Annotated in this window: 24 protein-coding genes; 23 read left to right on the forward strand and 1 reads right to left on the reverse strand. The window is 37.5% G+C overall.

The window, feature by feature from the left end:
• The first annotated feature begins 10 nt into the window (after positions 1-10).
• The 20 genes from OS139_RS04070 (at position 11) to OS139_RS04165 (ending at position 21,555) form a co-directional block, all read left to right on the forward strand.
• Complete coding sequence (locus OS139_RS04070; RefSeq protein WP_002302944.1) at positions 11-1,357, forward strand: PTS sugar transporter subunit IIC; 1,347 nt, start codon at positions 11-13, stop codon at positions 1,355-1,357.
• On the forward strand, positions 1,357-2,271 hold the full coding sequence (locus OS139_RS04075) for an ROK family protein (RefSeq protein ID WP_002306300.1): 915 nt from the start codon (positions 1,357-1,359) through the stop codon (positions 2,269-2,271). The genes OS139_RS04070 and OS139_RS04075 overlap by 1 nt, the downstream gene beginning before the upstream one ends.
• Positions 2,255-3,622: a glycoside hydrolase family 1 protein gene (locus tag OS139_RS04080; RefSeq protein WP_002331503.1), complete on the forward strand. Its 1,368-nt coding sequence runs from the start codon at positions 2,255-2,257 to the stop codon at positions 3,620-3,622. The genes OS139_RS04075 and OS139_RS04080 overlap by 17 nt, the downstream gene beginning before the upstream one ends.
• Before the next feature lie 4 nt (positions 3,623-3,626).
• Positions 3,627-4,592, forward strand: a complete 966-nt coding sequence (locus tag OS139_RS04085) for an alpha/beta hydrolase (RefSeq protein WP_002331502.1) — start codon at positions 3,627-3,629, stop codon at positions 4,590-4,592.
• Between the two features lie 37 nt (positions 4,593-4,629).
• Positions 4,630-6,186: a DUF5597 domain-containing protein gene (locus OS139_RS04090; protein WP_016628460.1), complete on the forward strand. Its 1,557-nt coding sequence runs from the start codon at positions 4,630-4,632 to the stop codon at positions 6,184-6,186.
• Complete coding sequence (locus OS139_RS04095; protein WP_002331500.1) at positions 6,155-7,867, forward strand: DUF4091 domain-containing protein; 1,713 nt, start codon at positions 6,155-6,157, stop codon at positions 7,865-7,867. The genes OS139_RS04090 and OS139_RS04095 overlap by 32 nt, the downstream gene beginning before the upstream one ends.
• A gap of 319 nt (positions 7,868-8,186) precedes the next feature.
• Positions 8,187-9,224, forward strand: coding sequence for a phosphate/phosphite/phosphonate ABC transporter substrate-binding protein (locus tag OS139_RS04100; protein WP_325066806.1), 1,038 nt, complete (start codon positions 8,187-8,189; stop codon positions 9,222-9,224).
• Positions 9,225-9,248: 24 nt separating this feature from the next.
• Positions 9,249-10,001, forward strand: coding sequence for a phosphonate ABC transporter ATP-binding protein (gene phnC / locus OS139_RS04105; RefSeq protein WP_325066807.1), 753 nt, complete (start codon positions 9,249-9,251; stop codon positions 9,999-10,001).
• A gap of 11 nt (positions 10,002-10,012) precedes the next feature.
• A complete protein-coding gene (locus OS139_RS04110) occupies positions 10,013-10,810 on the forward strand; it encodes a phosphate/phosphonate ABC transporter permease (protein WP_002331498.1) in 798 nt (265 codons plus the stop codon).
• Positions 10,810-11,697, forward strand: coding sequence for a PhnE/PtxC family ABC transporter permease (locus OS139_RS04115; RefSeq protein WP_002331497.1), 888 nt, complete (start codon positions 10,810-10,812; stop codon positions 11,695-11,697). Before OS139_RS04110 ends, OS139_RS04115 begins: the two co-directional genes overlap by 1 nt.
• 26 nt (positions 11,698-11,723) lie before the next feature.
• The gene (locus tag OS139_RS04120) at positions 11,724-12,539 is read left to right on the forward strand and encodes a PHP domain-containing protein (RefSeq protein ID WP_002306310.1); all 816 of its coding nucleotides are present in this window, start codon (positions 11,724-11,726) and stop codon (positions 12,537-12,539) included.
• Between the two features lie 94 nt (positions 12,540-12,633).
• Positions 12,634-13,128 carry a GNAT family N-acetyltransferase gene (locus tag OS139_RS04125; RefSeq protein WP_002306311.1) on the forward strand — a complete coding sequence of 165 codons (495 nt, stop codon included), beginning with the start codon at positions 12,634-12,636 and terminating at the stop codon, positions 13,126-13,128.
• A gap of 368 nt (positions 13,129-13,496) precedes the next feature.
• Entirely contained in the window at positions 13,497-14,384 is an 888-nt protein-coding gene (locus OS139_RS04130) for a polysaccharide deacetylase family protein (protein ID WP_002331496.1), read from the forward strand.
• Between the two features lie 162 nt (positions 14,385-14,546).
• Positions 14,547-15,437 (forward strand): LCP family protein, encoded by an 891-nt coding sequence (locus tag OS139_RS04135; protein WP_002306312.1) that lies wholly within the window; start codon positions 14,547-14,549, stop codon positions 15,435-15,437.
• A gap of 16 nt (positions 15,438-15,453) precedes the next feature.
• Positions 15,454-16,305, forward strand: coding sequence for a polysaccharide deacetylase family protein (locus OS139_RS04140; protein WP_002331495.1), 852 nt, complete (start codon positions 15,454-15,456; stop codon positions 16,303-16,305).
• 22 nt (positions 16,306-16,327) lie between these two features.
• Entirely contained in the window at positions 16,328-17,026 is a 699-nt protein-coding gene (locus tag OS139_RS04145; RefSeq protein WP_002306314.1) for a DUF1361 domain-containing protein, read from the forward strand.
• Entirely contained in the window at positions 17,001-17,657 is a 657-nt protein-coding gene (locus OS139_RS04150; protein ID WP_002331494.1) for a response regulator transcription factor, read from the forward strand. The genes OS139_RS04145 and OS139_RS04150 overlap by 26 nt, the downstream gene beginning before the upstream one ends.
• Positions 17,654-19,042, forward strand: coding sequence for a HAMP domain-containing sensor histidine kinase (locus OS139_RS04155; protein WP_230198353.1), 1,389 nt, complete (start codon positions 17,654-17,656; stop codon positions 19,040-19,042). Before OS139_RS04150 ends, OS139_RS04155 begins: the two co-directional genes overlap by 4 nt.
• On the forward strand, positions 19,032-19,628 hold the full coding sequence (locus OS139_RS04160; RefSeq protein ID WP_002306317.1) for a hypothetical protein: 597 nt from the start codon (positions 19,032-19,034) through the stop codon (positions 19,626-19,628). The genes OS139_RS04155 and OS139_RS04160 overlap by 11 nt, the downstream gene beginning before the upstream one ends.
• 253 nt (positions 19,629-19,881) lie before the next feature.
• A complete protein-coding gene (locus tag OS139_RS04165; RefSeq protein ID WP_002331492.1) occupies positions 19,882-21,555 on the forward strand; it encodes a heparinase II/III family protein in 1,674 nt (557 codons plus the stop codon).
• A 189-nt stretch (positions 21,556-21,744) separates the two neighbouring features.
• Here OS139_RS04165 and OS139_RS04170 read toward each other — a convergent pair whose 3' ends face one another.
• Entirely contained in the window at positions 21,745-22,788 is a 1,044-nt protein-coding gene (locus OS139_RS04170; protein ID WP_002331491.1) for a LacI family DNA-binding transcriptional regulator, read from the reverse strand.
• A 175-nt stretch (positions 22,789-22,963) separates the two neighbouring features.
• Between OS139_RS04170 and OS139_RS04175 the strand changes: the two genes are divergently transcribed.
• From OS139_RS04175 to OS139_RS04185, 3 genes are read left to right on the forward strand one after another with little or no spacing between them, the layout of a single operon-like run.
• Positions 22,964-23,359 carry a hypothetical protein gene (locus tag OS139_RS04175; protein ID WP_002331490.1) on the forward strand — a complete coding sequence of 132 codons (396 nt, stop codon included), beginning with the start codon at positions 22,964-22,966 and terminating at the stop codon, positions 23,357-23,359.
• The gene (locus tag OS139_RS04180; protein ID WP_002331489.1) at positions 23,352-25,196 is read left to right on the forward strand and encodes a DUF2264 domain-containing protein; all 1,845 of its coding nucleotides are present in this window, start codon (positions 23,352-23,354) and stop codon (positions 25,194-25,196) included. The genes OS139_RS04175 and OS139_RS04180 overlap by 8 nt, the downstream gene beginning before the upstream one ends.
• Complete coding sequence (locus tag OS139_RS04185) at positions 25,186-26,337, forward strand: glycoside hydrolase family 88 protein (protein WP_002331488.1); 1,152 nt, start codon at positions 25,186-25,188, stop codon at positions 26,335-26,337. Before OS139_RS04180 ends, OS139_RS04185 begins: the two co-directional genes overlap by 11 nt.
• Positions 26,338-26,359: the final 22 nt, after the last annotated feature.

Raw genomic sequence — 26,359 nt, forward strand, 5'->3', positions numbered from 1 at the left:
GAGAAGAAAGATGGAAAAATTAGAACAGTTTTTAAGTAGTAGACTATTGCCGATGTCGGAGAAATTACAAAAGAACAAAGTGTTAGCCGCATTGATGGAAGGATTTATCCGAACAAGTCCAATTACATTAGGGATTGCCTTCATTACAATTATTGGTAATTTCCCATTTCCTGGCTGGATCGATTTTTTGAAAAATGTGGGGATTTTTCCTCATGTAGAAGCAATCACTAATGGTGCTACAGGTGTTTTCTCGTTGTATGTCGTATATAGTTTAGCTTTCTCTTATGCAAAACAATTAGGGACCAATGAACGGAATGCCTCGATCATCTCTTTGGCAAGTTTCATTATGCTGATGCCGCAATCCGTCATGACAACTGTCACACAAGATGGGAAAGCAGTAGAACAAGCTGTCGGTGCGTTACGATTGGATTATCTGGGCGGACAAGGATTATTTATCGGTATGCTTGTCGCTTTGCTCATTACCCGCTTCTATGCCTTCTTAGCTAAGAAAAATATTATGATCAAATTACCGGAAAGCGTGCCGCCAATGGTCACACAATCCTTGTCACCAGTATTTGTCGTTACGATCATTTTTGTTGTTGTATTTGCTTTGCGAGTATTGTTTGGCTTGACACAATCAGGAACGATTTTCCAATTCTTTATCGACGTAATCAATGCCCCATTGAACTCTTTAGTAGCGAGTCCGTTATCGATCATCATTATCATGGAATTATTAGCTGTTTTATGGTTCTTCGGTATCCACAATGCTGTTTTGCAAGGACCTTTAGGCGCAATCAGTATGACGATGGTCGTTGGGAACATTGCTGCCTTCCAAGAAGGAAAAGCATTACCCTATTTAGTTCCGTCTGTTATCTACATGGGGATGTACGCAGCTGGATTCATGGGATTCGTGACATTTTTCATGATCAAAAGCAAATCAGCCAAAATGCGCCAGTTAGGTAAATTATCTTTTGTTCCATCCTTATTCAATGTGACAGAACCATTGATGTTTGGGATGCCGATCATCTTGAATCCGATTTTCTTTATTCCACAAATCTTTACACAATTGATTGCAGGATTCGTTACGTGGGGATTAACCACTACCATATTGCCGATTTCTTTGAATCCGACTATGTCGCTATTACCTTGGACAACTCCTACATTTGTGAAGATGCCTTTATCAGGCGGATTGAACTACACGATCCTAATGGTTATTTGTATGGCAATCGGTGTGGTGATGTGGTACCCATTCATTAAGATCGCAGATAAGAAAGAACTAGAGTTAGAAGCGGCGCTGGAAAAAGAAGAAGCAGAAACGAAAGCAGAAAAAATCATCAATGCAGAAGTCGAAGCATAATGAAGGGGAAAAGCATGTGGACATTAAGTATCGATATCGGTGGAACGTATATCAAGTCAGCTTTAATAATGGATACGCAAATAAGAGAAAAAAGACAAATAGAGACACCGAAAACGGATAAGGACAATTTTATCCTTGCCCTTGTCAAATTGATCCGTTCTTATCAGCAGATCGAACCCATTGAATTTGTCGGATTTTCTGTTCCTGGTGCGGTGAAAGAAGCGTCAACCGTCTTTTTTGGTGGAGCAGTCGCGTGCCTGAATGAAGTCAATTTAAAGCAAGAAATAGAAAAACATTTGCCCGTTCGTGTGTTTGTAGAAAATGATGCGAAAGCTGCTGTATTGGGAGAAGCAAGTTTCGGTCATTTAAAAGGGATTGAAAATGGTGCAGGAATTATTCTAGGAACAGGCGTCGGCGTTGGACTTTTGTTAGATGGGCAGGTAAGAAAAGGACCCCATTGTCAAGCTGGAGAGGTTAGTTTCTTGATACAAGATCGTGAGATAAATGGGGCTGAATCATTTGCAGGGATCAATTTGTCAGCTGTTCGATTAGTAAAAGAACTGGCAAAATTATTTCAGTGTGAACCAGAAGGACCTCTTGTATTTGATTATCTATATCAAAAAGAAGATGAACAAGCACAAACTTTATATCGCACATACTGCAATCAAGTAGCGATTCTTTGTTTCAATATCCAGTGTTTGCTGGATTTGGACAAAATAATTATTGGCGGTGGAATCAGTAAACAAAAAAGGCTGATCAGAGATATCCAGAAAAACTATGAAGCCATCTTTTCTGTGTCGCCGATGATCGAACAAACGATTACGAAAATGACGATAGAAGCTGCCGCCTTTGAGTCTGAAGCAAATCTGATCGGTGCAGCGAAAGGAGTACGATTGAATGAGATTTCCAACTGATTTTTTATGGGGAGCTTCCACTAGTGCGTATCAGACAGAGGGAGCTTGGGATGCAGACGGTAAAGCGCCGTCTGTTCAAGATATGAAAGAAATACCTGACGGAACAAGTGATTTCAAAGTGGCGGTAGATCATTACCATCGCTTTGAAGAAGATGTTCGTTTATTTAAAGAGCTAGGATTAAAAGCTTATCGGTTCTCGATTTCTTGGAGTAGAGTCATGTCTAATGGAAAAGTTAATCCAAAAGGGCTGGAGTTTTATAAGAAACTCATTGCTTTATTGAAGGAAAATGAGATCGAGCCGATCGTGACGGTGTTCCATTTTGATTTGCCTTATGAGATACATGAAAAGGGAGGATGGGAAAATAGAGCAACGATCCAAGCTTTCGCTGATTACTGCCAGCTGCTTTTTGACACATTCGGTCAAGAAGTAAACTATTGGCAAACAATCAATGAACAAAATGTCATGGCTTTAGCTGGTTCGATCATTGGTACAAGTAATAAATCAATGAAAGAAAAGTTTCAAGAAAACCATCATATGCTCGTTGCTCAAGCCCTAGTCACGAAAAATTATCATGATGGGAATTATCCAGGAAAGATCGGACCCGCACCGAACATTGCTAGTGTATATGCTGCTTCTGATAAACCAGAAGACCAGTTGGCTGCAATGAATATGAGTGCTTTAAGAAACTGGCTGTTTTTAGATGCTGCGGTTTATGGTGTCTATAACCATAATGCCTGGCACATTTTGTCAAAAATCAATGCCTGTCCTGAAGTAACAGAAGAAGACAAAAAAATCATGCTAGAAGGTACATGCGATTATATCGCTTTTAATTATTACAATACCATGACTGTGTCAGCCTATTATCAAAAAGAAAACAAGATCGATCAGCAATCTGGCTTTGGTATCCCGGATTTCTTTCAAACAACAACGAACCCACATTTGCCAATGACTGAATTCGGCTGGCCAATCGATCCAGAAGGGTTCCGTTATACGTTAAATGAGATCTATTCAAGATATCGTCTGCCGTTATTGATAACCGAAAACGGAATAGGAGCAAAAGACCAATTAACAGAAGATGGAAAAATCCATGACAAGTATCGCATCGACTATTTGAAACAGCATATCCAGCAAATGTATCTAGCAATGGAAGATGGTGTAGAGGTGATCGGTTATTGTCCGTGGAGCGCGATCGATTTGATCAGCACCCATGAAGGAATCGAAAAAAGATACGGTTTTATTTATGTTGATCGAACAGATGATTCTTTGAATACTTTGGATCGTTACAAAAAGGATAGCTTTTATTGGTATCAAAAATTGATTGCTGAAAATGGATTAAACGAAGAGGAGTAAGCCTATGCAGATCAATACGATGACTATTGACAACGAAGCCAATACGACTCTAACGGTTTATCTTCATGAAGAAAAACCCGAATTTCACCGTATTGACAAACGTCCGTTTATACTAGTGATTCCAGGAGGAGGGTATGGATTTTGCAGTGAAAGAGAAGCAGAACCGATTGCATTGAAATTTGCTGCTGAAGGTTATCATGCGGGTGTGCTGCGCTATCACGTTGGAGAACACCGTGATTTCCACAAAGCACTGGCGGATGCAGAAAAAAGCATGGATCTGATTGCCTTACTAGCTGAAAAAGCAAAAATCGATCAATCCAAAGTTGCAGTGATCGGTTTTTCTGCCGGTGGGCATTTAGCAGCCGCTTTGTCTACTTTGTCCGATCGAAAACCAAGTGCTTGTATCCTTGCCTATCCGGCTATTTTAAGCTCCTTTGCGGAAGCGATGAAGATCAAGGCTCCTTCTTTAGACATGTGTGTGACACCGCAAACGCCACCTACTTTTTTGTTTTCTACATTCGAAGATAATGTGGTGCCTATCGAGAATTCTATTTTGTATTTGAGAGCGTTAGAAGAAAACGATGTACCATTTGAAACACATATTTTTCAAAAAGGAAAGCACGGATTATCATTAGGAAATAAATGGAGTGGAAATAGTGAAGAGATGGTGGACCCACGATTTGCCAAGTGGTTTGAGCTTTGTATCGAGTGGCTGGAAATCATTTGGTCACAAGCCGCTGTAGAAACTACACAAAAAATAGAAGACGTTTGGCAAGTACCGATCAAAAATTTATACGCCATTGAAGCAAATCGTTCGATCTTACTTGAACATTTGCCATTTTTAGCCGATAAAAGTAGGTACAAAATCATTCGAAGTTTGTCCCTCAACCAGCTGTGTGAATTTTCGCCAGAGAAATTTACAAAAACAAAGATCAGTCTATGGGTAAATGAATTGACTTGGAATCTTTGAACTTTTCCATCAAAGAATCGATGATCGGAGGAAATAAATGAAATATGAAATAATCAATAAGAACAATCGGTTCTATTTTCTCATGGATGAAAAACCCTGTCTTCTCTTAGGGGGAGAAGTGCATAATTCAGCAGCTTCCACGACACTTTCTATGGAAAAAAATATTTGGCCATTTGTGAACAATATTGGATTGAACACCCTGCTTGTACCTGTTTATTGGGAAAACATTGAGTCAATTCCGGGAATATTCAACTTTGATTTGATAGAAGCTCAGTTACAAAAAGCAGCTGAAAATAAGATCAAGCTGGTTTTTCTGTGGTTCGGTTTATGGAAAAACGGTTTATCTACTTATGTTCCTCCGTGGATCAAGACAGATACAGAAAATTATTTTAGAGTAGTCAACCAAAAGCAAGAGCAGTTAAATTGTATCTCACCGTTTTGCGAGAAAGCAATTGAAGCAGATTGTCGCGCATTATCTAGCCTATGTCAATTTATCAGTCAGCATCCGCTGAAAGATCAAGTATGCATGATGCAGATCCAAAATGAGGTTGGCTGTCTTGAAACGGCAAGGGATTACTCTAGAAAAGCACAGCAAATATATGGATCCACACTTCCAGAAAGAATCAGAGAATTATATCCTCAAGCAAGCAGCTGGCAGGAACTTTCAGACGAGACATTCATGGCCTATACCTTTAGTCATGCACTGGAAAAGATGGCATTAGAAGCAAAAAAATGGTTAGATACCCCGTTGTTCACCAATGCTTGGCTGCATAAAGAAGGAAAAAGCGCGGGCGACTATCCTAGCGGTGGTCCTACAAAAAATGTATTAAACGTATGGGAAAAAAATGCACCTAGCTTAACGGCTTTTGCTCCAGATATCTATGAAGAAAATTTTCGGGAAATCATTCAAGATTATCAAATGATTGATCAACCCCTTTTCATACCAGAAACAAGAAAAGATCTAAGATATCTATCTAATTGTTTCTATGCATTTGGGAAAGGCGCACTTTTGTATTCTCCATTTGGAATCGAAGATCTTAGAAAAAGTACGGAAGCTATAATAGATGAGGATCAGGCTTTTTTGAAAGAGTTAGGATTAGACCAAGCGGCTTTTGATCCGACAGGAAGTTTGCCTTATTTTACTAAGTGTTATCAAATAATTAAAGAACTAACCCCGTTTTTAACGGATGAAACAATCAAGATCCATTCTTTTAAAAAGGAAAAGGACATGACGTATCAGTATCAAGATGAAAATTACCGATTTTTGATCAAATATTTAAGCAAAGACAAGAAAGAGCAGCTGAACACTGCTGGCCTCTTTTTTCAATTAGAAAATGAATATTTTTTTGCTGGATGTAACTTTGCGCTATTCCACGATGCAGTAGATGAAGAGCTGTGTTCAGAAATTTTGAATTTTGAAGAAGGATATTTTGAAGGAAAAAAATGGATCACAGAGCGTGTTTTAAATGGGGATGAGCGCTATACGCCATATATCGGTAATATGCCTAAAATCATCAAATTCTCTTTATATACCTATCCGAAAAAAGAACAGGAGGTTGTCCATGAATATCTTGCTGACGAACGAAACCTTTAAACCATCTACTAGTATGTTTGCCCAAGAACCGGAGCCACTCGAAAATATATCTGTTTATCGAAATAGTACAGCCGCATTTCAGTTATTGCTGCATGATGGGAAGAAAAACCATTACAGCTTAGACGATCAATTTACGATCCCAGATGCGATTGAAATACCTATATACCGAATAGAAATCAACTCAGAACTGCCCATCAAGTCGAATTTTATTGAATATTATTGCGGAAAAGACGACATTTTCTACGGAGATAAACTGTTAGAAGAAAAAGCACATACTTATTCTGGTGATCGCTTTACTCCTATTTACGTAGAAATCCCGGTTGATGGTCAACAAAAAACCGGCACCTATCCAATAGATATCACGATTTATCAAGCAGGAATAACAACAAAAGAAACAGTCATCGGACAGAAACGATTAGAAGTAACTGTAGAAGCATTTACTTTCAGTGATAAAGTAACTGACTCCTTCCATTTAGACATTTGGCAGCAACCTTCTAATCTTTCTCGTACATTCCAAGTGCCTCTTTGGAGTAATCAACATTTTGAACTGATTCAGACAATGGCTTCAACTTTAGCTGAATTAGGCCAAAAAACCATTACAGTCATTGCAGGAGAAATCCCTTGGAAAGGATGGTTCAATTATATTGTCAAAGATTTCCCAGCTAACTTGTATGAATACTCAATGGTCAAAGTCCTCAAAACAAAAGAAGGAAATATCCAGTGTGATTTTTCAATTTTGGATAAGTATTTAGCTTGTTTTTTTGAAGCAGGGATCGATAAAGAAATCGATGTGTTCGGCCTTTTAGGCGTCTGGCAGCCACCCTTCTTCCCTTTGAATAAAGCAGTAGAACATCCAGAAAAACTTGTGATCCGTTATTATGATGAGGAAATAGAGCAAATGGCATTCATCGAAAAACAAGAAGAGCTCAGACAATATTTCCAGCAATTGTTTACCTATTTTAAGAAAAAGAACATTTGGGACAAAGTTCGTCTCATGGCAGATGAGCCAAAAGCACATGAAATCGCTACGTTTAAAGAAGCTGTCAAGTGTCTAAAAGAAATTGAACCAACATTACAGCTGAAAGTGGCATTTGACAAGGAACCAGTCTTACAAGCCTTGATTTCAGAGATCGACTATCCAGTCACATCTTTTTATTGTACTTGTCAAAATTATGAATGGCTGAAGGAACAGTTTCCTGGAAAAACACAATACTACATCTGCAATTATCCAGATAAACCAAACACATTCTTGCACAGTCCCTTGACAGAAAGCCGCTTACAAGGAGCATTAGCTTATTATTTTGGAACAGATGGTCTGCTGAGATGGGCATATAACTGCTGGCCGGAACATGCAAGAGAAGATATTCGTTACAATACCAGTTCACTTCCAATTGGTGATTTGTGCTTGGTTTATCCATCTGTCTCCGGCAGCTTGCTCTTGTCTCTTCGCTATAAAGAACTGTATCGTGGTGTAGAAGACTTTTATCTGCTAAAAGAAGCGGAGAAAATAAACAAAACAAAAACAGACCAGCTCCTAGCTGATTTTCTTGGAGAGAAAAAGCCAGAAAACTGGATGGAAAACAGCCATCAGTCTGTGCAGAGATTATTCAATCAGTCTTACAGTCAATTCGATCAGTTAAGAAAGAAATTGATTGCGATCATCACAGAAACTTCTATTTAATTAAATAATAGTGAATAAAAAGCATGACCTGCATATTGCAGGGCATGCTTTTTATTTTTAACCGAGATAGGAAAGAATCCACCGTAAAAATATTTCCAGCACAGCGTGTTTTGTAAATCTTTGTTTAAACCAGTTTAGATCTAGCTAGCTGAAAAGAGACAAAGAACCTTGTTCCTGCTTAGATAAACTTTTGGGATAGAGAAATCACGAATTTACATAGTTTTTACAATCTTTATTTGAATTAAGAAAGATACAAATTAGAACTTTACAAATAGAGGGTACACTAAAGATGTAGCAAATAAATAAAAGGAGCTAAGATATGTTTGAGTTGAAAAAAATAGAAAAAACGATGGTGAGTATAGTATTAATAGCAACTCTAATGGTATTAGCAGGTTGTCGTTCGTCCAATCAGACAGTAAGTGGTAATCAAAACCAATCCTCTGATACGATCAATATTGCTTTTTACCCTAATGAATCTGCTGCAGAGTTTGAACCGGCAAGAGAAGCGGTAAAAGCGGTGGTTGAAAAAGCTACAGATAAGAAAGTTGAATTAGTGACAAGTACAGATTACAACGTGGTCGTGGAATCTATTGCAAATGGACAAGTAGACTTAGCTTATATGGGTGCAGAAGGCTATATCGAAGCAAACAAGAAAAATGAGCAAGTAGAAGCCATATTGACCAATTCTGGGCCAAGCGGAACGCTGGAAGATGCGTTATATTACAGCTTTTTAGCGGTGAAACCAGAAAAAAGCAAAGAGTACGAAGAAACAGGCGGCTATACGATTGATCCAATCAAAGGCAAAACGATTTCTTTCGTCACGAATACCTCAACTTCTGGTTTTACTGTACCGAGCAACAAAATCGCTGAACATTTTGATTTAAAGAATACAGATGATCTTATCATGGATGGTCTATTCTTTGAAAAAGTGTTGTTTGGCGGGTCTCCTCAAGGATCCATGATCAATTTATTAAAAGGCGACGCGGATGTAGCTGCTTTTATGAATATGCCGCAATATTTTGATGTGATCAAAGGAGAAGAAAACAAGGCAGGAGTCATTTACGAAGTAAAAAAAGATACTCAAGCTCCTTTTGACACGGTACGAGGGGAACAAGCACAAGTTATTCTTTCCATACCGGTCTTGAATGGACCAATTGCAGCAAACAAACAGACGTTGTCTGAAGCAGATATTGATAAGATCATCAAAGGAATGACTGCTGATAGTACAGCTGAAAATAAAGCTATTTTTGCACCAAAAGATGCTGATGTCCCAGGTATGTTCACAAAAGAAGGAAATGAGCGGTATGTGGAAGTCTCAGATGACTTTTATGATGAGATCAAAGAAATGAACAAATAAGAAAAGACTGGAAAGGAAAGCCAAATGCTATTAGAAGTAAAAAACATCACGAAAACCTATCCAAACGGAAATCAAGCATTGCAGGATATTTCATTTTCACTTGAAAAAGGAGAATTTGTTTCGATCATCGGGCCGTCTGGGGCGGGAAAATCAACCATCTTGCGTACGATCAACCGATTAATCGAAGCAGATAGTGGTACGATTCGATTTGAGGATAGAGAAATGAATGAACTGAAAAGAAAAGAACTGCGAAAGAAAAGAAGACGTATTGGTATGATTTTTCAGCATTATAATCTTGTCAGTCGCCTTACTGTGATCGAAAATGTATTGCATGGCTGTTTGGGTTATAAAACAACACTCAGTGGAGCTGCTGGTCTTTATCGAGAAGAAGAAAAAGAACAGGCTTTTGATCTTATAGAAAAGGTGGATCTTTCGGCATTTGCGTACACTCGATGTGACGAATTAAGTGGTGGACAAAAGCAGCGGGTCGGAATCGCCAGAGCACTCATGCAAAATCCGGCACTCATCTTATGTGATGAACCAATAGCTTCTCTTGATCCAAAATCTGCTAAAACGATCATGGATTACTTAAAAAGAATAACCAATGAATTGGCGATTACTTGCCTTGTCAACTTGCATCAAGTGGAAACAGCCATCGATTATTCCGATAGGATCATTGGAGTGAATAGCGGAAAGATCGTATTTGAGGGAAGGCCATACGAGTTGACAAAAGAAAAAATAGAAACGATCTATCAATTTAAAAAATTATTAGTGTAAAGGATGAGAGAATGGAAAAAATAGAGGCAGAAAAATTTTTCAGACAACAAAAAAGATATCGCTTGTTTTATATTTTGATGATTGCTTTTCTTTATTTTATTTCAGCACATGGCGTTGGATTTCGGGCAGGAGCAGCTTTTTCTGCTGTGCCAAAAAGTTTTTTCTGGCTATTCTCCAACTTTATTCCGACAAGTGATTCCCTAGCCTATTTATCGATCATCATATCTAGACTCGTCCAGACGATACTGATGGCAGTGACTGCTACGACATCAGGTGCTATTTTTGCCTTGATAGCAGCTGTGATTGGATCAAGAGAAATCAGTTTGAATCGTTTCACAAAAGTGATCGCTAGAGGCATGGCGAGTTTTTTCAGAAATGTCCCTATTGTTGTATGGGCAATAATCCTGTTGTTAAGTTTCAAACAAAACGAGTTTACCGGATATTTGGCGATTACTTTTACGACATTTGGTTATTTGACCCGTTCATTCATGGAAACAATCGATGAAGTATCTGGCAGCGTCATTGAAGCGATGATGGCATCTGGAGCTTCCTATTTGCAAATCATTTGGCAAGGTGTTTTGCCGATGTGTTTGAATCAGCTCCTTAGCTGGCTTCTTTTTCTAATAGAAAATAATATTCGTGATGCTACGCTAGTCGGGATACTGACAGGGACTAGTATTGGTTTTTTATTTGACTTTTATTACAAAAAATTCCAATACGATGTGGTCGGGATGATTACGCTGACTGTCATTATTGCAGTTATCTCACTGGAGGCAATTTCGAATACAGTAAGGAGGATGATCCGCTGATGATGGATTATCAGACAAATGAAACGAATGCCATATTTAATCCAACCTCTTATTCAAAGGTGGCATTCAGGAAAAGAAATCAGAGGATAAAAGTTAAACTATGGCGTCAAGAACGGATCATTGTAAGGCTCATGCTGCTACTTTTATGTTTGGTTTCTGCATACACTGTGATCACAATGGATTACGGGAATGTCAAGTTAACAGAAGCAGTTTCTGCTTTTTTTTCCAATATGTTCAATATTTTCTTGCGTCCGCAGTTATCTGGAAGATTTACGACGTTTTCTTTAGTAGAAAGTCTTGGTATAACGATTGGTCTCTCTGTTTTAACAACTGTGATTGGTGCTTTTCTTGCTTTCTTTCTTAGCCTGTTAGCTTCCCGAAACTTAAGCAGTGGCTTTCTTTCCAATACGATAAGAGGGCTGATGTCTTTTATTCGAGCAGTTCCCACGATTTTATGGGTCATGATTTTTTCTATTTTGATCGGATTAGGAGCGAATGCTGCAATTATCGGGATGTCTTTTCACAGCATTGCTTATTTGACAAAAGTTTATTCTGAAAGTATTGAAGAAATGGAGTCTGGCATGATCGAAAGTTTGAAAGCGTGTGGAGCGAGCTGGTGGCAGATTGTTTTTCAAAGTGTTCTCCCTCATTGTTTCACGACATTGCTTTCTTGGACATTCATTCGGTTTGAAATCAATTTTACAAATGCGATTGCGGTAGGAGCTGCAGCTGGTGCAGGAGGATTAGGCTTTCAGTTGACGATGGCTAGTAACTTTTATTTTGATTTTCGAGAAATCGGCGTGATGGTCTATATGATCTTGACGATTGCTGTACTGTTAGAATTTATTTCTTTGAAATTAAAAGAAAAATATATTGTCAAAACATAAAATTTTATAGAAAGAGGAGAACGGGAATGAAGGCAGACTTACATGTGCATAGCTGCTATTCGAATGGTTTTTTTCATCCAAAAGAACTTTTGTCTTTAGCGACAGCTCAAGAAATAAACCATTTAGCAATCGTGGATCATCATACATTCGCAGGGATAGAAGCAGTAAAAGAAGTATTCTTTGAGTCGCCTGTTAATTTGATCGAAGGAATCGAAATTAGTGCTTTTGACTTGAAAAGACAAAAACATGTCCGCATATTGGGATATAATCTTTCAAATCGGAGCTATATCAAGCAGTTGTGCAGACCGTTACTTCATTTTCAAACCAATCAAACTTTATTTAAGTTAAAAAAACTGCAGGCAGAAGGTTATCATCTGAAGGAAGAGGAACTTTGGAAGGAAGCAGAGAAGGCAACTGCACTTTATCCCTGTCATTTATATCGTTTATTGAAAAAAAGAGGCTATGGTACACAGATGGACCATACGTTTTATCAAAAACTTATGACAGCAGAAGAAGTTTCTGATAATCGAAAAAAAATAAATGTATATGATGCCATAGAGGCAATCAAATACGGTGGTGGATTGACTGTTCTAGCCTGTCCAGGAAAATTTGATAACTATGATTTAATCCCAGAACTCGCTTCATTCGGGATTGATGGTTTGGAGAAGTATCATCCAGCTCATCGTATAAGAGACCTTAAAATCCTTTCAGATCTCATCAAAACATATCATTTTTCTTGTTTTGGCGGTTCTGATTTTCATGGAATAAGAGGTACTACAGGATTTGGCAGGACATTGATCACAGATGCGCGAGAATTTCCCGATCAACTACTCTATAATTGAATAAACTACCTGTTTCAGAAAAATGAAAAAATGATTGCAGCAACTATAGATAATGATATAATAACCTCAATTACGTATGAGGGGATTGTGAACGATGATCAACTTTTCTTTATCACAGATCCAGGATTTGCCTAGAATCGTGGAAATTTACAATCAAGCGATTCCAACTCGCTTATCTACAGCTGATTTAGAACCAGTTACAATAGAATCGAAAAAGGCATGGTTTGATGCCCATCAATCAAAAGAACGCCCGATGTGGGTTTTGAAGATCGATCAAAATATCGCAGGATGGGTGAGTCTTAGCGATTTTTACGGGAGACCAGCTTATGCAAAAACTGCAGAGATAAGTATTTATATTGATTCAAATTACCGAAAACATGGATTAGGACAAAAAGCATTATCATTTGCTGAATCTCAACTTTTAGATTGTAAGATCGATACACTTTTAGCTTTTGTGTTTGCTACCAATCAAGCGAGCATCAACCTATTCCGAAAAAACGGATATGAGCAGTGGGGGCATTTACCTAAAGTTGCAAACATGGATGATCAGTTGACTGATTTAACTATTTTAGGAAAATCTTACGAATAATAATAATGACCGCTTTCAAGTGTTTTTTACACTTGGAAGCGGTCATTATCATAGAATGTTTCAATTGAAAAGAGTAAAGTGAGGATGAATTTTTTTAATTATCATATTAATTAATCAAATAACAGTAAAAAAAAATCATTTTTATCTCATATGCCATTCATTTATCATTTATCCTAGTATCAATGAGAAATAGCAGAAATTTCTAAAGAAATGTTAGCCCTTTATTTTAGGCTGAGTATTATCGAACGCTGATTTTGAACTAACTGACGATAATATAACAATAAAGTGATAATAAAGTAATTATAAAGTAGCAAAAAATTTGTTTCTTGAGAATTCTGCAAAAAATAAGGATTAAAGGAAGAATGTGTATGTCAAAACAGTCTTTTTTAGTTATTGGGATTATTGCTTTGCTAGGTATTTTATTTTTCGAAGTTACTTCGGTGGCCTCCTTGATCACCGAAGTGAAAGGACAAGCACATTCTTCGGATCATTCGTCACAATCTTTCAAACAATCAGAACAATCAACCTTTAAAAGCCAATCAACTGAAACAGCTAACGTCAAAGAAGCCATTCAAGAATCAGCGGAAAAGGTACAAAGTCAGTCATCACCATCAACACAAGACAGTACAAAAACGAGCCGAGATACGGCTGTCAAAAGCGTCGCAATCAGCTTTGATGATGGACCAGGAGCGACCACAACGCCGCAGCTTCTGCGAATCTTAAAAGAAAAAAACGTGCATGTCACTTTTTTCGTCTTAGGAGAAAATACGGCGCAGCATCCTGAAATCGTGAAGCAGACAGCTGAAGCAGGGCACGAGATTGGCAATCACACATACGATCATCAGAATCTGGCCACTCTTTCTGCCCAGTCGATGACGGAGGAAGTGACGAAAGCAGACACTGAGATCAAAAAAGTCACTGGCAAAACCCCCGCTTTTGTTCGTCCGCCCTATGGTTCTGTCACGAATGTAGGGGCAACGATCATCCAGCGACCGATCATCGAATGGTCTGTTGATTCAGAAGATTGGAAGACAAGAAATCCTGACTTGATTTTGCAGAAGATCCAAGCAACAGTATACGATGGGGCAATTATTTTATTCCATGATATCTATCCTGAAACGATTCGTGCCGTTCCTCAAGTGATCGATTATCTGAAAGAGCAAGGCTGTCGCATCACGACAGTTGGGGATTTATTAGGGCATCCAACGGCTGTCGAGAACTACTATGGTAGAAACGATCATCGGCCAGTTCAGTAAATAAATTATTTTTCGAAAAAGCTACTTTTAGAATACCGTTTATCAAGAGGTTGTGACAAAAATTTTGGCACAACCTTTTTTTAATTTCTCTAAAGTATGGTATTTAGATACAAATCAGATAGATTTTGCTTCTATCCTTAACAGCAAAGGAGGAGAAGATAAATGTATAAAACGTTAAAAATCATATCTATTTTTCTATTGATGTTTATTATAGCAGCAGGTGCTTATGGTGTAAGCGAATATATGAAATTGCAAAACCTGTCTGAGGTTTCAAAAAAAACAGCCGCCAACATGAATGTGAAATATTCAGCCGATACAGACACACAATTACCCGATCGGTTCAATGTACTGCTATTAGGTGTAGATACTGGAGAATTTGGAAGGACGGAACGAGGAAGATCGGATTCAATGATTGCTGCTCATGTTGATCTGAAAAATGAAGCAATAAAATTGATTAGTCTAGAGCGAGATACCTATGTTCAAATCGCAGGACAAAACAGATTTGACAAATTGAATGCCGCTTATGCTTACGGAGGAGAACAAACTGCTATTCAAACGACAGAGAGTATGCTTGATACTACTATTCCCTACTACATGGCAATGAATATGAAAGGGCTGGAGAGTATTCTAAGTATCGTTGGCGATATTGAAGTGGTCAATGATTTTGCTTTCAGCTTTGATCACTATGATTTCCCAAAAGGCTCCCTTACGTTATCTCCAGAAGAAGCACTTGCCTGGTCAAGAATGAGATATGACGATCCTAATGGTGACTATGGGAGACAAATTCGACAGCAAAAAGTGATCAAAGCGATTATGCAGAAGCTATTGACTCTGGAATCCATACCTAAAGTAGACAAAATCATCAATGTTTTAGGCAACAATATGAAAACCAATTTACCTTTGAGAGAATTGCTGAAATTATATATAACGAAGAACAACAAATTTAAAATGAGTACGGATCAATTAAAAGGGAAAGAAGAAATAATTGACGGCATATCTTACCAAAAAATGACTGATGCAGAAATCAAACGAATCAGTCAGCAATTACAGTAAAGCAGGAGAGAGGAATATGATTAAAAAAAGTTTGATAGCCTTTGGAATAATCATCCTTCTAATAGGGATCACAGGGGGAAGCGTCTATATGGCAGACAGAGTCTTCACGCCCTCAACGAACGAAGACAAAACAATAGAAAATACTGAAAGCTCCAGGAAACAAGAGCAAACAGAAATACAAAATTCTACCAGTCCAACGATCACCACAAAGGAACAGCAAACAAAAAATGAAAAAAATAAAGAAACGGAAGATACAATGAAATCATCAAAGACCATTGCTCTTACCTTTGATGACGGGCCTAATCCGTCCACAACGCCGAAACTTTTAGAAGTTTTAAAACAAAAAGATATACATGCCACTTTTTTTGTTCTAGGAGAAAATGTTTCCCAGAACGAACAACTTTTGAAAAAAGAGGTACAAGATGGTCATCAAATCGGCAGCCATACATTTTCACATAAAGATTTAGCAGGTCTATCTGACCAGGAAATCAGTGCTGAAATTACTCAAACAGATAACGCTATTTTGAAAGCAATCGGTAAAAAGCCAGCATATGTCCGACCTCCGTATGGCTCTATCACAAAAAAAGGAGCAGGAATCATTAATCGCCCAATGATCGAATGGTCTGTTGACTCGAAAGATTGGCAATCTAGACAAAAGGAAAAAATTCTGCAGCAAGTAAAAAGCACAGTATATGACGGTGCAATTATCTTACTACATGATATCTATCCTGAGACCGTAGATGCTGTTCCTGTGCTGATTGATGAATTAAAAAGAGAAGGATATACTTTTACGACCATCAGCGATTTATTAGATAATCCATCAAAAGCAGAAAATTATTATGGGCGCAATGATCACCGACCCGTTTAGTTTAAAAAAGGAGAGATGTCCAATGATTCAAAAGCAGATGTATTTTATTAGAGGATATTACATTTTGTTGCTGCTCGTTCTTTATCTTTCTTTTTATGAAAAAAGTGTTTTTTATTTATTTTTTACTAATACGATTCTGGCATATATCCCGATTGAATTAGCGATGTGGATAAAATCCAGCAGATCCAAATTAGTCTCTCTCGTGCTGATCTTATTCTGGTTACTGTTTTTTCCCAATAACTTTTATTTGTTCACCGATTTATTCCATCTGTCTTTGCTTTCACCTTATGATCCATCAACTATGATGATAAGTATGGAGATAGAAATCTGGTATAAATTGTTGCTAGTCGTTCTTTCTGTCTTTCCAACCACATTTTTGGGTTGTGAAAGCTTATGGATAGTTACCGATATAATCGTCAAAAAAATCGGAATAGGCGTCTATCAATGGTTAGTTGTCAGCATCATCTTGTTTATCAACGCCATAGGGATTTACTTCGGTCGCTTTTTAAGATTGAACAGTACAGACGTCTTCACCGACAGCAAAGAAACGCTCATGAGATTGATCGAAGCATTTACCAGGATAGACAGTCCATCTTTTTTATTGATCGTACTCATCTTTTTATTTTCACTGATATTCGTGTATATTTATAAGTTAGGGATAAAATTTGCTCTATTGGCAGAAGGTGAGGATCTGTATGAAGATACTAGTAGTAGAAGATAATCTTGCAATCAATAAACTTTTAGTTCGTACATTAGAAAAAAATGGCTATACGGTCTATTCAGTATTCACAGGAAAGGAAGTGGCAGATATCATCGAGCAGCAGGAATTTGATTTGGCGTTGTTGGATATCATGCTTCCTGAAATCGATGGTTATGAAGTATTTGCGTATATGCGTGAGTATGATCTCCCCGTTATTTTCTTGACAGCCAAAGACCAGATTTCCGACCGAGTGAGCGGATTAAGGTCAGGAGCTGAAGATTATATAACAAAGCCATTTGATCTAGAAGAATTGCTGGCACGGGTGGAAGTTGTTCTTCGAAGAAACGGAAAATCTAGCTCAAATAAATTATTGAAATGGAAGTATATCGAAATCAATGAAAAAACAAGGGCCGTCACTGCAAGAAATCAAGCTGTTTCTTTGACTCCTAAAGAATATGAATTACTTCTTTACTTAATTAGAAATAAAGCAATTATTTTGCCAAGAGAAAAAATCTATCAAAAAATCTGGGGAAGGGAAGAAGAACCCAACTCCAGAACGCTTGATTTACACATCCAACGAATCAGAAATAAATTGCAATTAGGACAGGACTTGCGTACGATTTATGGTGTAGGTTACCTATTGGAGGGGTGAACTTGAAATATACGAGCAAAGTTTTCTTTTCATTATTATTCTTCTTTTTACTCATTTATTTGGTGGTCAGTGGTTTTACACTGCATGCGATTTACCAGCGCACAGTTTCTCAAGAAAAAGAAGTGCTAGTCAACCAGCAGAAAAATCTCTTACTGCTTTTGTCGACGAAAACAGACGGAGATGAAACAACAGATGAAATGAGAAAAAATGGTGAATTCGTAGCTGCAGCCAAAATCGGAGAATTTGAGATTCTAGACAAAAAAGGTAAAACGGTTTTTAGTACAAAGCCTACTTTGTTTGAAAAATACGATTCTCCAAAAGAGTTGTCTAATCGTATTGTAGAAATCAGTGATATGGTTACTGTTAAAAACAAAAAGATACTTTATTCGACTTCAAAGATACCCGACACTACCTATCGTTTAGCTACTTACCATCAAGCAAAGAACTATGAAGAAATCGCGAAAGATTCCCTTGTCTATTTTCGGCTGATTTTACTCTTTTTGCTTTTGGCTATCATTCCCGTCACTTATTTTCTAACAAGCATGATCTTGAAGCCCATCAATCAGCTGATTTCTGTAGCCCAGCATATCACAGAAGGTAAGACGAAAGAACGGGCAATAGTCAATACTCAAGACGAAATTGGGAAATTAGGGAACAGTTTGAACAATATGGCTGATAAATTGAACTACGATTTAGAAACTCTCCGTCAGGCAAAGGAAAAGCAAGATTTATTTGTTTCTAGCTTTTCTCACGAGATTCGAACGCCGCTGACTTCCATTATCGGCTATGCGCAAATGCTGAAATGGGAAAAATTGGACCAATCAGCCAAAGAATCTGTCGATTATATCCTTGAAGAAAGCAACCGGCTAAAACATTTGTCCAATGATATTTTGAAATTGATAGAACTAGAAAGAACAAATGTCTCTCTTGAAGAAATATCGACCAGCATGATCAGCAATGATCTAAACAAGTTTCTTAAAGGAATGAAACAAGGATTTACTTATACCATCGAACTAGAACCTGCCAATATTTTGCTAGACATCAATCTTTTCAAGTTACTAGCAATGAATATTCTGGCGAATTCATTAGAAGCTATAGCAGAAGATGGAAAATTAGTGGTCAAAGGAATAAAGAAAGAAAAGCGTTATATTCTGCAGTTTTCCGATAATGGGAGAGGGATACCAGCAGAAAATTTGTCTAAAGTAACAGATGAATTTTTTACAGGAAATCCTTCAAGGACAACGAAACATTTAGGACTTGGATTAGCTTTGGTAAAGAAAATAACCGAATTGCATAATAGTTCTTTTGACATAGAAAGTACGCTAGACTCAGGGACAATGATCACGATCGATTTTGCTTTAGGAGGGGAAACAGATGAAAATTAAATTATATCTTCTTTCTGCTTTCTTTCTGGTATTCAGTGCAGGATTGTTTTTTTTACCAGATATTTTAGCGAGTAGTATTACTGCAAAAGAACAAAGAACAGTAGATATCTCTTCTTTAAGTTCAGCTTCTTCTCCCTCTATCGAAACAGCAATGAGCCAAGCCCAATCTTTTTCTATTATGGAAGAATCAGATCAGAGCCAATTAGATATGGTCAATCGGCTGCGAGAGGAATTAAATCAGCTATTTCAAAAGCTATCCATGCCAAAAGAGCCAGTGATTGTTCAAGACTATGAAGTTTTGATCTCAGAGGACAGCGTATTTTGGCAAATGGAATTCCTCACGCAAACAGGCTACGGAACGGCAATCATTGATGAAACGAACAAAAAAGTTGTGCGGTTATCTTATTTTGATGAAGATCAAAATAACCGGGGGAAAAAACAAATTATAGATGATTACTTGAACTATCTTCCTCTAAAAGCAGATAAAATCGAAGAAGATGGTGAGATGATTACTGTCACTTTGAAAAATGGACAGAAATTAAACTTTCTGATTGATGAGACACGATTGTTGCTGAATTATGCATGAAGAATTATTTAGAAAGAAGGGGTGAATCTACCGTTTGCCAAAAGGTTGTGATCAGAATTTTGTCACAACCTTTTTTTATATTACTAAGACATGGTATCCAGAGATAAATCAGATAGAGTTTGCTTATATCCTTAACAGCAAAGGAAAGATGAAAATCGAACCAAAAAAACAGGATCAATTTTTTACTAAAAATATATTTTTTTACTGAATTCTGGTAAAATGAGATAAAAAGGTTTCATTCAAGGAGGATATGATGAAAACAATAGCTGATCCTTTAAAAACGGAGATTTTTAAAGCCAATAAAGAGTATATTCAGCAGAACAAGATTGAGCCTTTTGTATTAAAAGAATTTATGGAATTTTTTGAAACGGGTAAACGATTGAGATACGAATCTAGTTATTTTGCTAGAAGAAGACAATTGTTTGTGGCTGCTTTAGCTTATTTCTATGAAAAGAACAGTGAGAACAAAGAGTGGTTGGAACAATTAATTTGGGAAGTTTGTAATGAGTGGACATGGGCACTGCCTGCTCACTTGTCAAAGCAAGTTTTATCCAATGATCAAGCAAGGGTTTATATCGACTTATTTTCTGCCGAAACGGGACAGGCATTAGCTGAGATCTATGAACAAGTCGGAGAAGAGCTATCGCCTATCGTTGCGAATCGTATAAGAAAGGAAGTAGAGAAACGTTTGATCCTGCCTTTTGAAAAACAGTCATGGGAATGGGAACAAAAGAAAAACAACTGGAGTGCTGTAATCGGCGGATGCATCGGGATGGCTTGTTTGTCCTTGCTTCCTAAAAAAAGCGATCGTTTAGAACGACTCCTGACAAAAATCGATATTTCGCTTAAGAACTATCTTCGTAGCTTTGGAGAAGACGGTATCTGCACAGAAGGTGTGGGATACTGGGGTTATGGATTTGGTTATTATATTTATTATGCTGAAAAATTAGCCGAATCGACAGGAAATCATTATTATTTAGAGATAAATAAGGTCAAGAAAATAGCGGAATTTCCTGGGAAAGTAAGAATAAATAATACTTATCTTCCTTTTTCAGATTTTTCTCAACCAAACTTGCCAAGTGGACTCTTAAGCTTTTGCGTATCGAGATTCGGTGCAGATATTCCTATAGAGACAGTCAGTTCTTTGGATTTTGACAAGTGTTACCGTTTTGCTCATCTCTATCATAATCTTCGATGGACAAAAAAGAAGGAGTCGAGTGTTATTAACAGACAGTGTAACTATTTTCCAGATGCTCAATGGTTTATCCTAAATTCAGTAAAACAAGATCTATTTTTCGCAGCAAAAGGTGGTGACAATCGAGAAAGCCATAATCATTTGGATGTTGGTCATTTTGTATTTGGCAATCACGAAGTATTGTTCCTAACAGACCTAGGGGCAGGGGAATATACTAAAGAATACTTTGATGAAGCAAAACGGTATCAGTATTTCGTTACTTCAGCTAAGAGCCATCATCTGCCTATCTTAAATGGTTGTTCACAAGTCGTTAACGACGGAAAAGCAGAAGTGGTAAGAACGGATTGCGCTAACGGGGAAATCACTTACAACTTGGCCGAAACATATAGTACTGAATCTTATATAGAAAAATTTACCCGTCATTTTTCTGTTCATGAACAGAAAAAAATCTTAGTGCTCCATGATCGGTTTTGTTTCAGTAAAGCAAAAAATGAGATCATAGAGAATTTCGTGTCTCATATTGAACCAGTAATAGAGGAGAAAAAAGTTATTCTAAGTACAAGCAACGAAGTAGTTGAAATCAAATTCGATACGCGTTTTTTGATTAGCCTCAATGTGATAAAAAAACAATATCACCGGCATGATGGTGGTCTTTACGAAGCGCATCAAATACAAGCGATGTATCGTGTTGCCAAAGAAACTGAGATTATTACTTCCTTTTTACTTATGTGATAAACTTGAACACTTCAACTTAAAAAGGGCTGTGACAATAAACGCGTCACAGCCCTTTTTCGGAGTAAACCATGTTTTCCTGCCAACTCCACTTTTATAAATCACTATTCATAAAACAGGAAGAGCTGTTTTTGCTTAGCTGTTCTTATTGCTTGATGTAGGACAATTTTTTCACAACCTCTTATTTCTCTACGTTTGACGTGGAGAAGCTGTCGATTGTCGGATAACTAATTCTGTACTAAGTAGAATCCGTTTAGCGATTCCGGGATTTTTAATTCGTTCATCTAAAACGTTCACGCCCATTTCGCCCATTTCTTCTGTAAATGCATGGACAGTTGATAAAGAAGGTGAGACATAACGAGAAATCGAAAGATCGTTTATTCCCATCACACTGATTTCTTCCGGCACACGAATCCCAGCTTCTGTCAATTTATGGATAATACCGATCGCAAATGAATCATTTGCTGCTAAAATAGCAGTGGGCAACTTTTCATTCCAGCTTTTCAATGCTTGCAAGGTCAGTTCTTCTCCTGTAGGGACATCCAAGTGACTATTTTCCTTCAAGATAAAATACTCTTCTTTATATAAGCCATGAAATTGCATAACATCAATGAAAGTGTTAGTAGTTGGTGTCTTATATTGACGATAACTATGAAGATTATCTGTTTCTTCAGCCCCAATAAAAGCAATCTCTTTATGGCCAAGAGAAAATAAATGTCCTAAGGCTAGTTCAGTTGCTTGGGCAAAATCGGTGTTTACGGAATCATAGTTGTTCAAAGGAAAATTACTTCCTATTACACAGAAATGTTCATGAAGTGCTGCGAATTCATCGATTCTTTCCTGGGTAAATTTACCAATAGCTAAGAGACCATCCACTGATTCTATTGATTGATCATCTAAGTGAGAAATCTTCAATACGTTATATCCTAGCTCGGCAGCACGTTTTTCTACTCCTAAGCGAATGGACATGTAATATATATCATCTAATTCTTCCTCATCTAAGCGCCATTGGATAATACCAAGCGATCGTTCTTTTTTTTCTCCTACTTTTTTTATGTTTCTTTTCTGTTTCTTTTTTTGCTTATATTTTGTGTAATTCAGTTCTTCAGCAATTTCAAAAATCTTCCGCTTCGTTTCTTCAGTAACAGACAAGGTAGAGTCATAATTTAATACTCTAGAAACAGTAGAGATCGATACTGCTGCAGCTTTTGCGATATCAGTAATAGTGGCCATTTTGTACCCCTCATTCATTCAATTTCTTATATACAGTATATTTCTTTCAAGTAAAAAAGCAAAGTAAAAAAATTACAAAAAAAAATATTTTACTAAAAACTATTGATTTTTCCTGAGTAAAAAAGTACTATCTTCTTAAGGAAGCGCTATCAAAAAAAGGAGGGGCGGGAGAAAATTGAAAGGGTTAGTAGCTATGGTTATCGTTATTTGTAGTCTGTTTTTAGCAACAGGGTACATGAACGACAATCGTAAGCAAATAAATAATTTTAGTAAAAAACAAGAAGAAAAGTTAAAAGAAAATGCTCGAAGCGTTTCTGAACAAGAATGGCAAAACGATGAAGTACCTTTACGTGAAATGGTTTCTTTAGAGGAGACTATCATCAAATCAGATCGAAAAAGCGGCAAAGTGGAAAATGGCGATCGTTTCTTATTGCAAACTCAAGGAAACGTTTTTATGATATTCAACGATCAAAATCAATGCTTTCGTGTAGGAGAGCGGATTAAAGTATATGGAGAATATTATGGTTTTATAAAGGGGCTGCTGATTGAAAGGAGGAACGAGAGTGAATGAAAGAAAGAGGGGAAGACAAAATAGTTTAAGGTTCAATGATTGTTTATCAAAAGAAGATATTGAAGAAATGTTTTTGGGTTTGCTAGAGCCATTAAGCGTCTTTTATGAGAAACGACCCGGGCGCTTGAAGTTAGGGACGCATGGAACGGTATATACAGAAGATCGTAGACAAATCGAAGCATACTTAAGACCGTTATGGGGATTAGGACCTTTTATCACAAACAAGCCGCATCCTCTTACAGAAGTTTATCTTGAAGGGATAACGAAAGGCGTAGACCCAAGAAGTCCAGATTATTGGGGAGAAATCGATTCTTCTGATCAATTGATCGTAGAGATGGCTTCTCTTAGTACGTCCTTGTTGCTGAATAAAGAAAATATTTGGGATCGATTAGAACCGCAGGCACAAAAAAATCTTCATCATTGGCTAATGCAGGTTAATGAATCTTCTTTACCGAGAAATAATTGGCATTTCTTCCGTGTACTGATCAATTTAGCGATGAAAAATTGTGGAAGAAGTTATTCAAAGAGTTTGTTGGAGAAAGATCTTGAAACTATTGAAAGCTTTTATCAAGGCGAGGGGTGGTATTGTGACGGAGTTGAGACACAAGTAGATTATTATGTTTCCTTTGCTATCCACTACTATAGTTTGATCTATTGCCGCTTCATGGAAAAAGAAGATCCGGTTCGTGCCAAAAGAATGAAGAAAAGGGCATGCTTGTTTGCTCAGACATTTAAATATTGGTTTGATGAAGAAGGAAGAGGGCTTCCATTTGGGCGTAGTTTGACTTATCGCTTTGCGCAAGTGTCATTTTTTAGTGCGCTAGTTTTTGCTAATGTCGAAGCATTGCCGTGGGGCGAGATCAAAGGATTGATCAGTCGACATTTGAAATATTGGAATCATCAAGAGATGCTGACAACTGATGGGTTGCTGTCAGTTGGTTATCATTATCAAAATATGGTTTTTGCGGAAGGATACAATGGCCCAGGATCCCCTTATTGGGCATTCAAAACGTTTTTGTTATTAGCAGTCCCTGATGATCATCCTTATTGGCAAGCAGAAGCACTCGGATTAAAGATAGAAGTACGTAAAAAAGCAGTGCCTTCTAGTAAAAATATGTATCAATATGATCAGACATTAAAGCATGTGCAAGCTTTTCCGGCGGGACAGTTCATTCAAAATCAAAATCATGGGAGTGCGAAATACAGTAAATTTGTCTATTCAACTCTTTTTGGTTTCAGTGTGCCAAAAAGCAACGGATCATATGGTGAAGGAGCTTATGATAGTTGTTTGGCGTTGTCTGAAGATGGCCGTCACTTTCGGACAAAAGAATTAGATGAAATGTTTTCAATCGAGTTAGACCGAGTTGTCCATTTATGGCGTCCTTGGTCAGATGTGACAATAAAAAGTACAATCGTTCCGCTTGAAAACGGGCATTTGCGTATCCACGAAATATGGAGTGAACGGTTGCTGTATGTGTATGAAGGCGGGTTTAGTGTACCAATGGAAAATACAAATAGATGTATAGCGGGACAATGTGCCACAGCACGATCGATCATTGGTACTTCGAGGATTAAGAACATCATTGGATACAAGAAAGCTGGGATTATTCGACCTGAACCTAATACAAGTCTTTATTTTCCAGTAACACTATTACCATATTTGACAGGCGTGGCTGAAAGCGGAAAACAAGTATTTATATCTGTGATCAGCGGTGTTTTACCAGAACAGGTTTTTGAAGAGCCTGCTGTAGAAATTATTGGGAGAAATATAGAAATCGGGCAACTAGGGCAAAGGATTAATGTAAAGTTGGAGGAAAAATACAACGATGGACAATAGAACAAATATAGTTGAGTTAGATTGGCTAGTTTCAGAAATTGATTTTATTGAAAAACAGATGCGTGAAAATCAAGAAAAATTTAAATTTCTCGTACCTGCTGCAGCTAGTAACAATCATGTATATGAAGCGGAAGAAAACACTGATTGGACGGCTAGTTTCTGGTTGGGGATATTATTTTTAACAAAAGAACTTTCTAACTCAAAAGATTTTGATCGAACGATAGAAAGTCAATTAGCTTCATTCAAAGAACGTTTAGAAAAAGATATAGCCTTGGATACGCATGATATCGGATTTTTATATCAATTATCAGCTGTTGCTGATTATCGATTGAATAAAAACGAGTCATCAAAGCAAATAGCGATACAAGCAGCTGATCGATTGATGGAGCGTTATTCTCCCAAATCTCAAATTATCCAAGCTTGGGGAGACTTAGATGATCCAAAGCAGCGTGGACGTATGATCATTGATTGTTTGATGAATCTACCATTACTTTACTTTGCTACTGAGGCTACCGGAGATGAGGATTATAAAACAGCTGCCTACAGCCATGCGAAACAAACTCAAAAGTATATTGTGAGAGACAATGCTACTACTTACCATACGTATTACTTTGATGATGTTACTGGAGTGCCTAAATATGGTCGTACGCAACAAGGTTATTCAGATGAATCCTGTTGGGCACGCGGGCAAGCGTGGGGAATCTATGGATTCACATTAAGTTACTTGTATACGGGAGACGGTTCTTTTTTAGAGACCGCCACGCAACTTGCTGATTATTTTCTACAAGAGCTTCCTGAAGATTTGATTTGTTATTGGGATTTAATATTCAAAGAAGGTAGTCAAGAGGAAAAAGATAGCTCTGCGGCAGCAATAGCTGCATGCGGATTGTTAGAACTTTCCAAACAACTGCCTGTTTCAGATCATCGTCATTTCGATTACGAAGAGATGGCAGTCAAAATCTTGGGAGAATTACAAAAAAACTATACAACGAAACAAGTAGATGGATCAAACGGGCTGCTTCTCCATGCCGTTTATGATAAAAACAGCTTAAAAGGTGTAGATGAATGTGTGATCTGGGGTGATTACTTTTATGTAGAAGGGATCACTCGTCTAGCTAAAACATGGTACTGTTACTGGTAATGTATAAGAGAAGAGGAGGATT

The sequence above is a fragment of the Enterococcus sp. E4-223 genome (assembly GCF_035727065.1).
Taxonomy (GTDB): Bacteria; Bacillota; Bacilli; order Lactobacillales; family Enterococcaceae; genus Enterococcus_B; species Enterococcus_B faecium.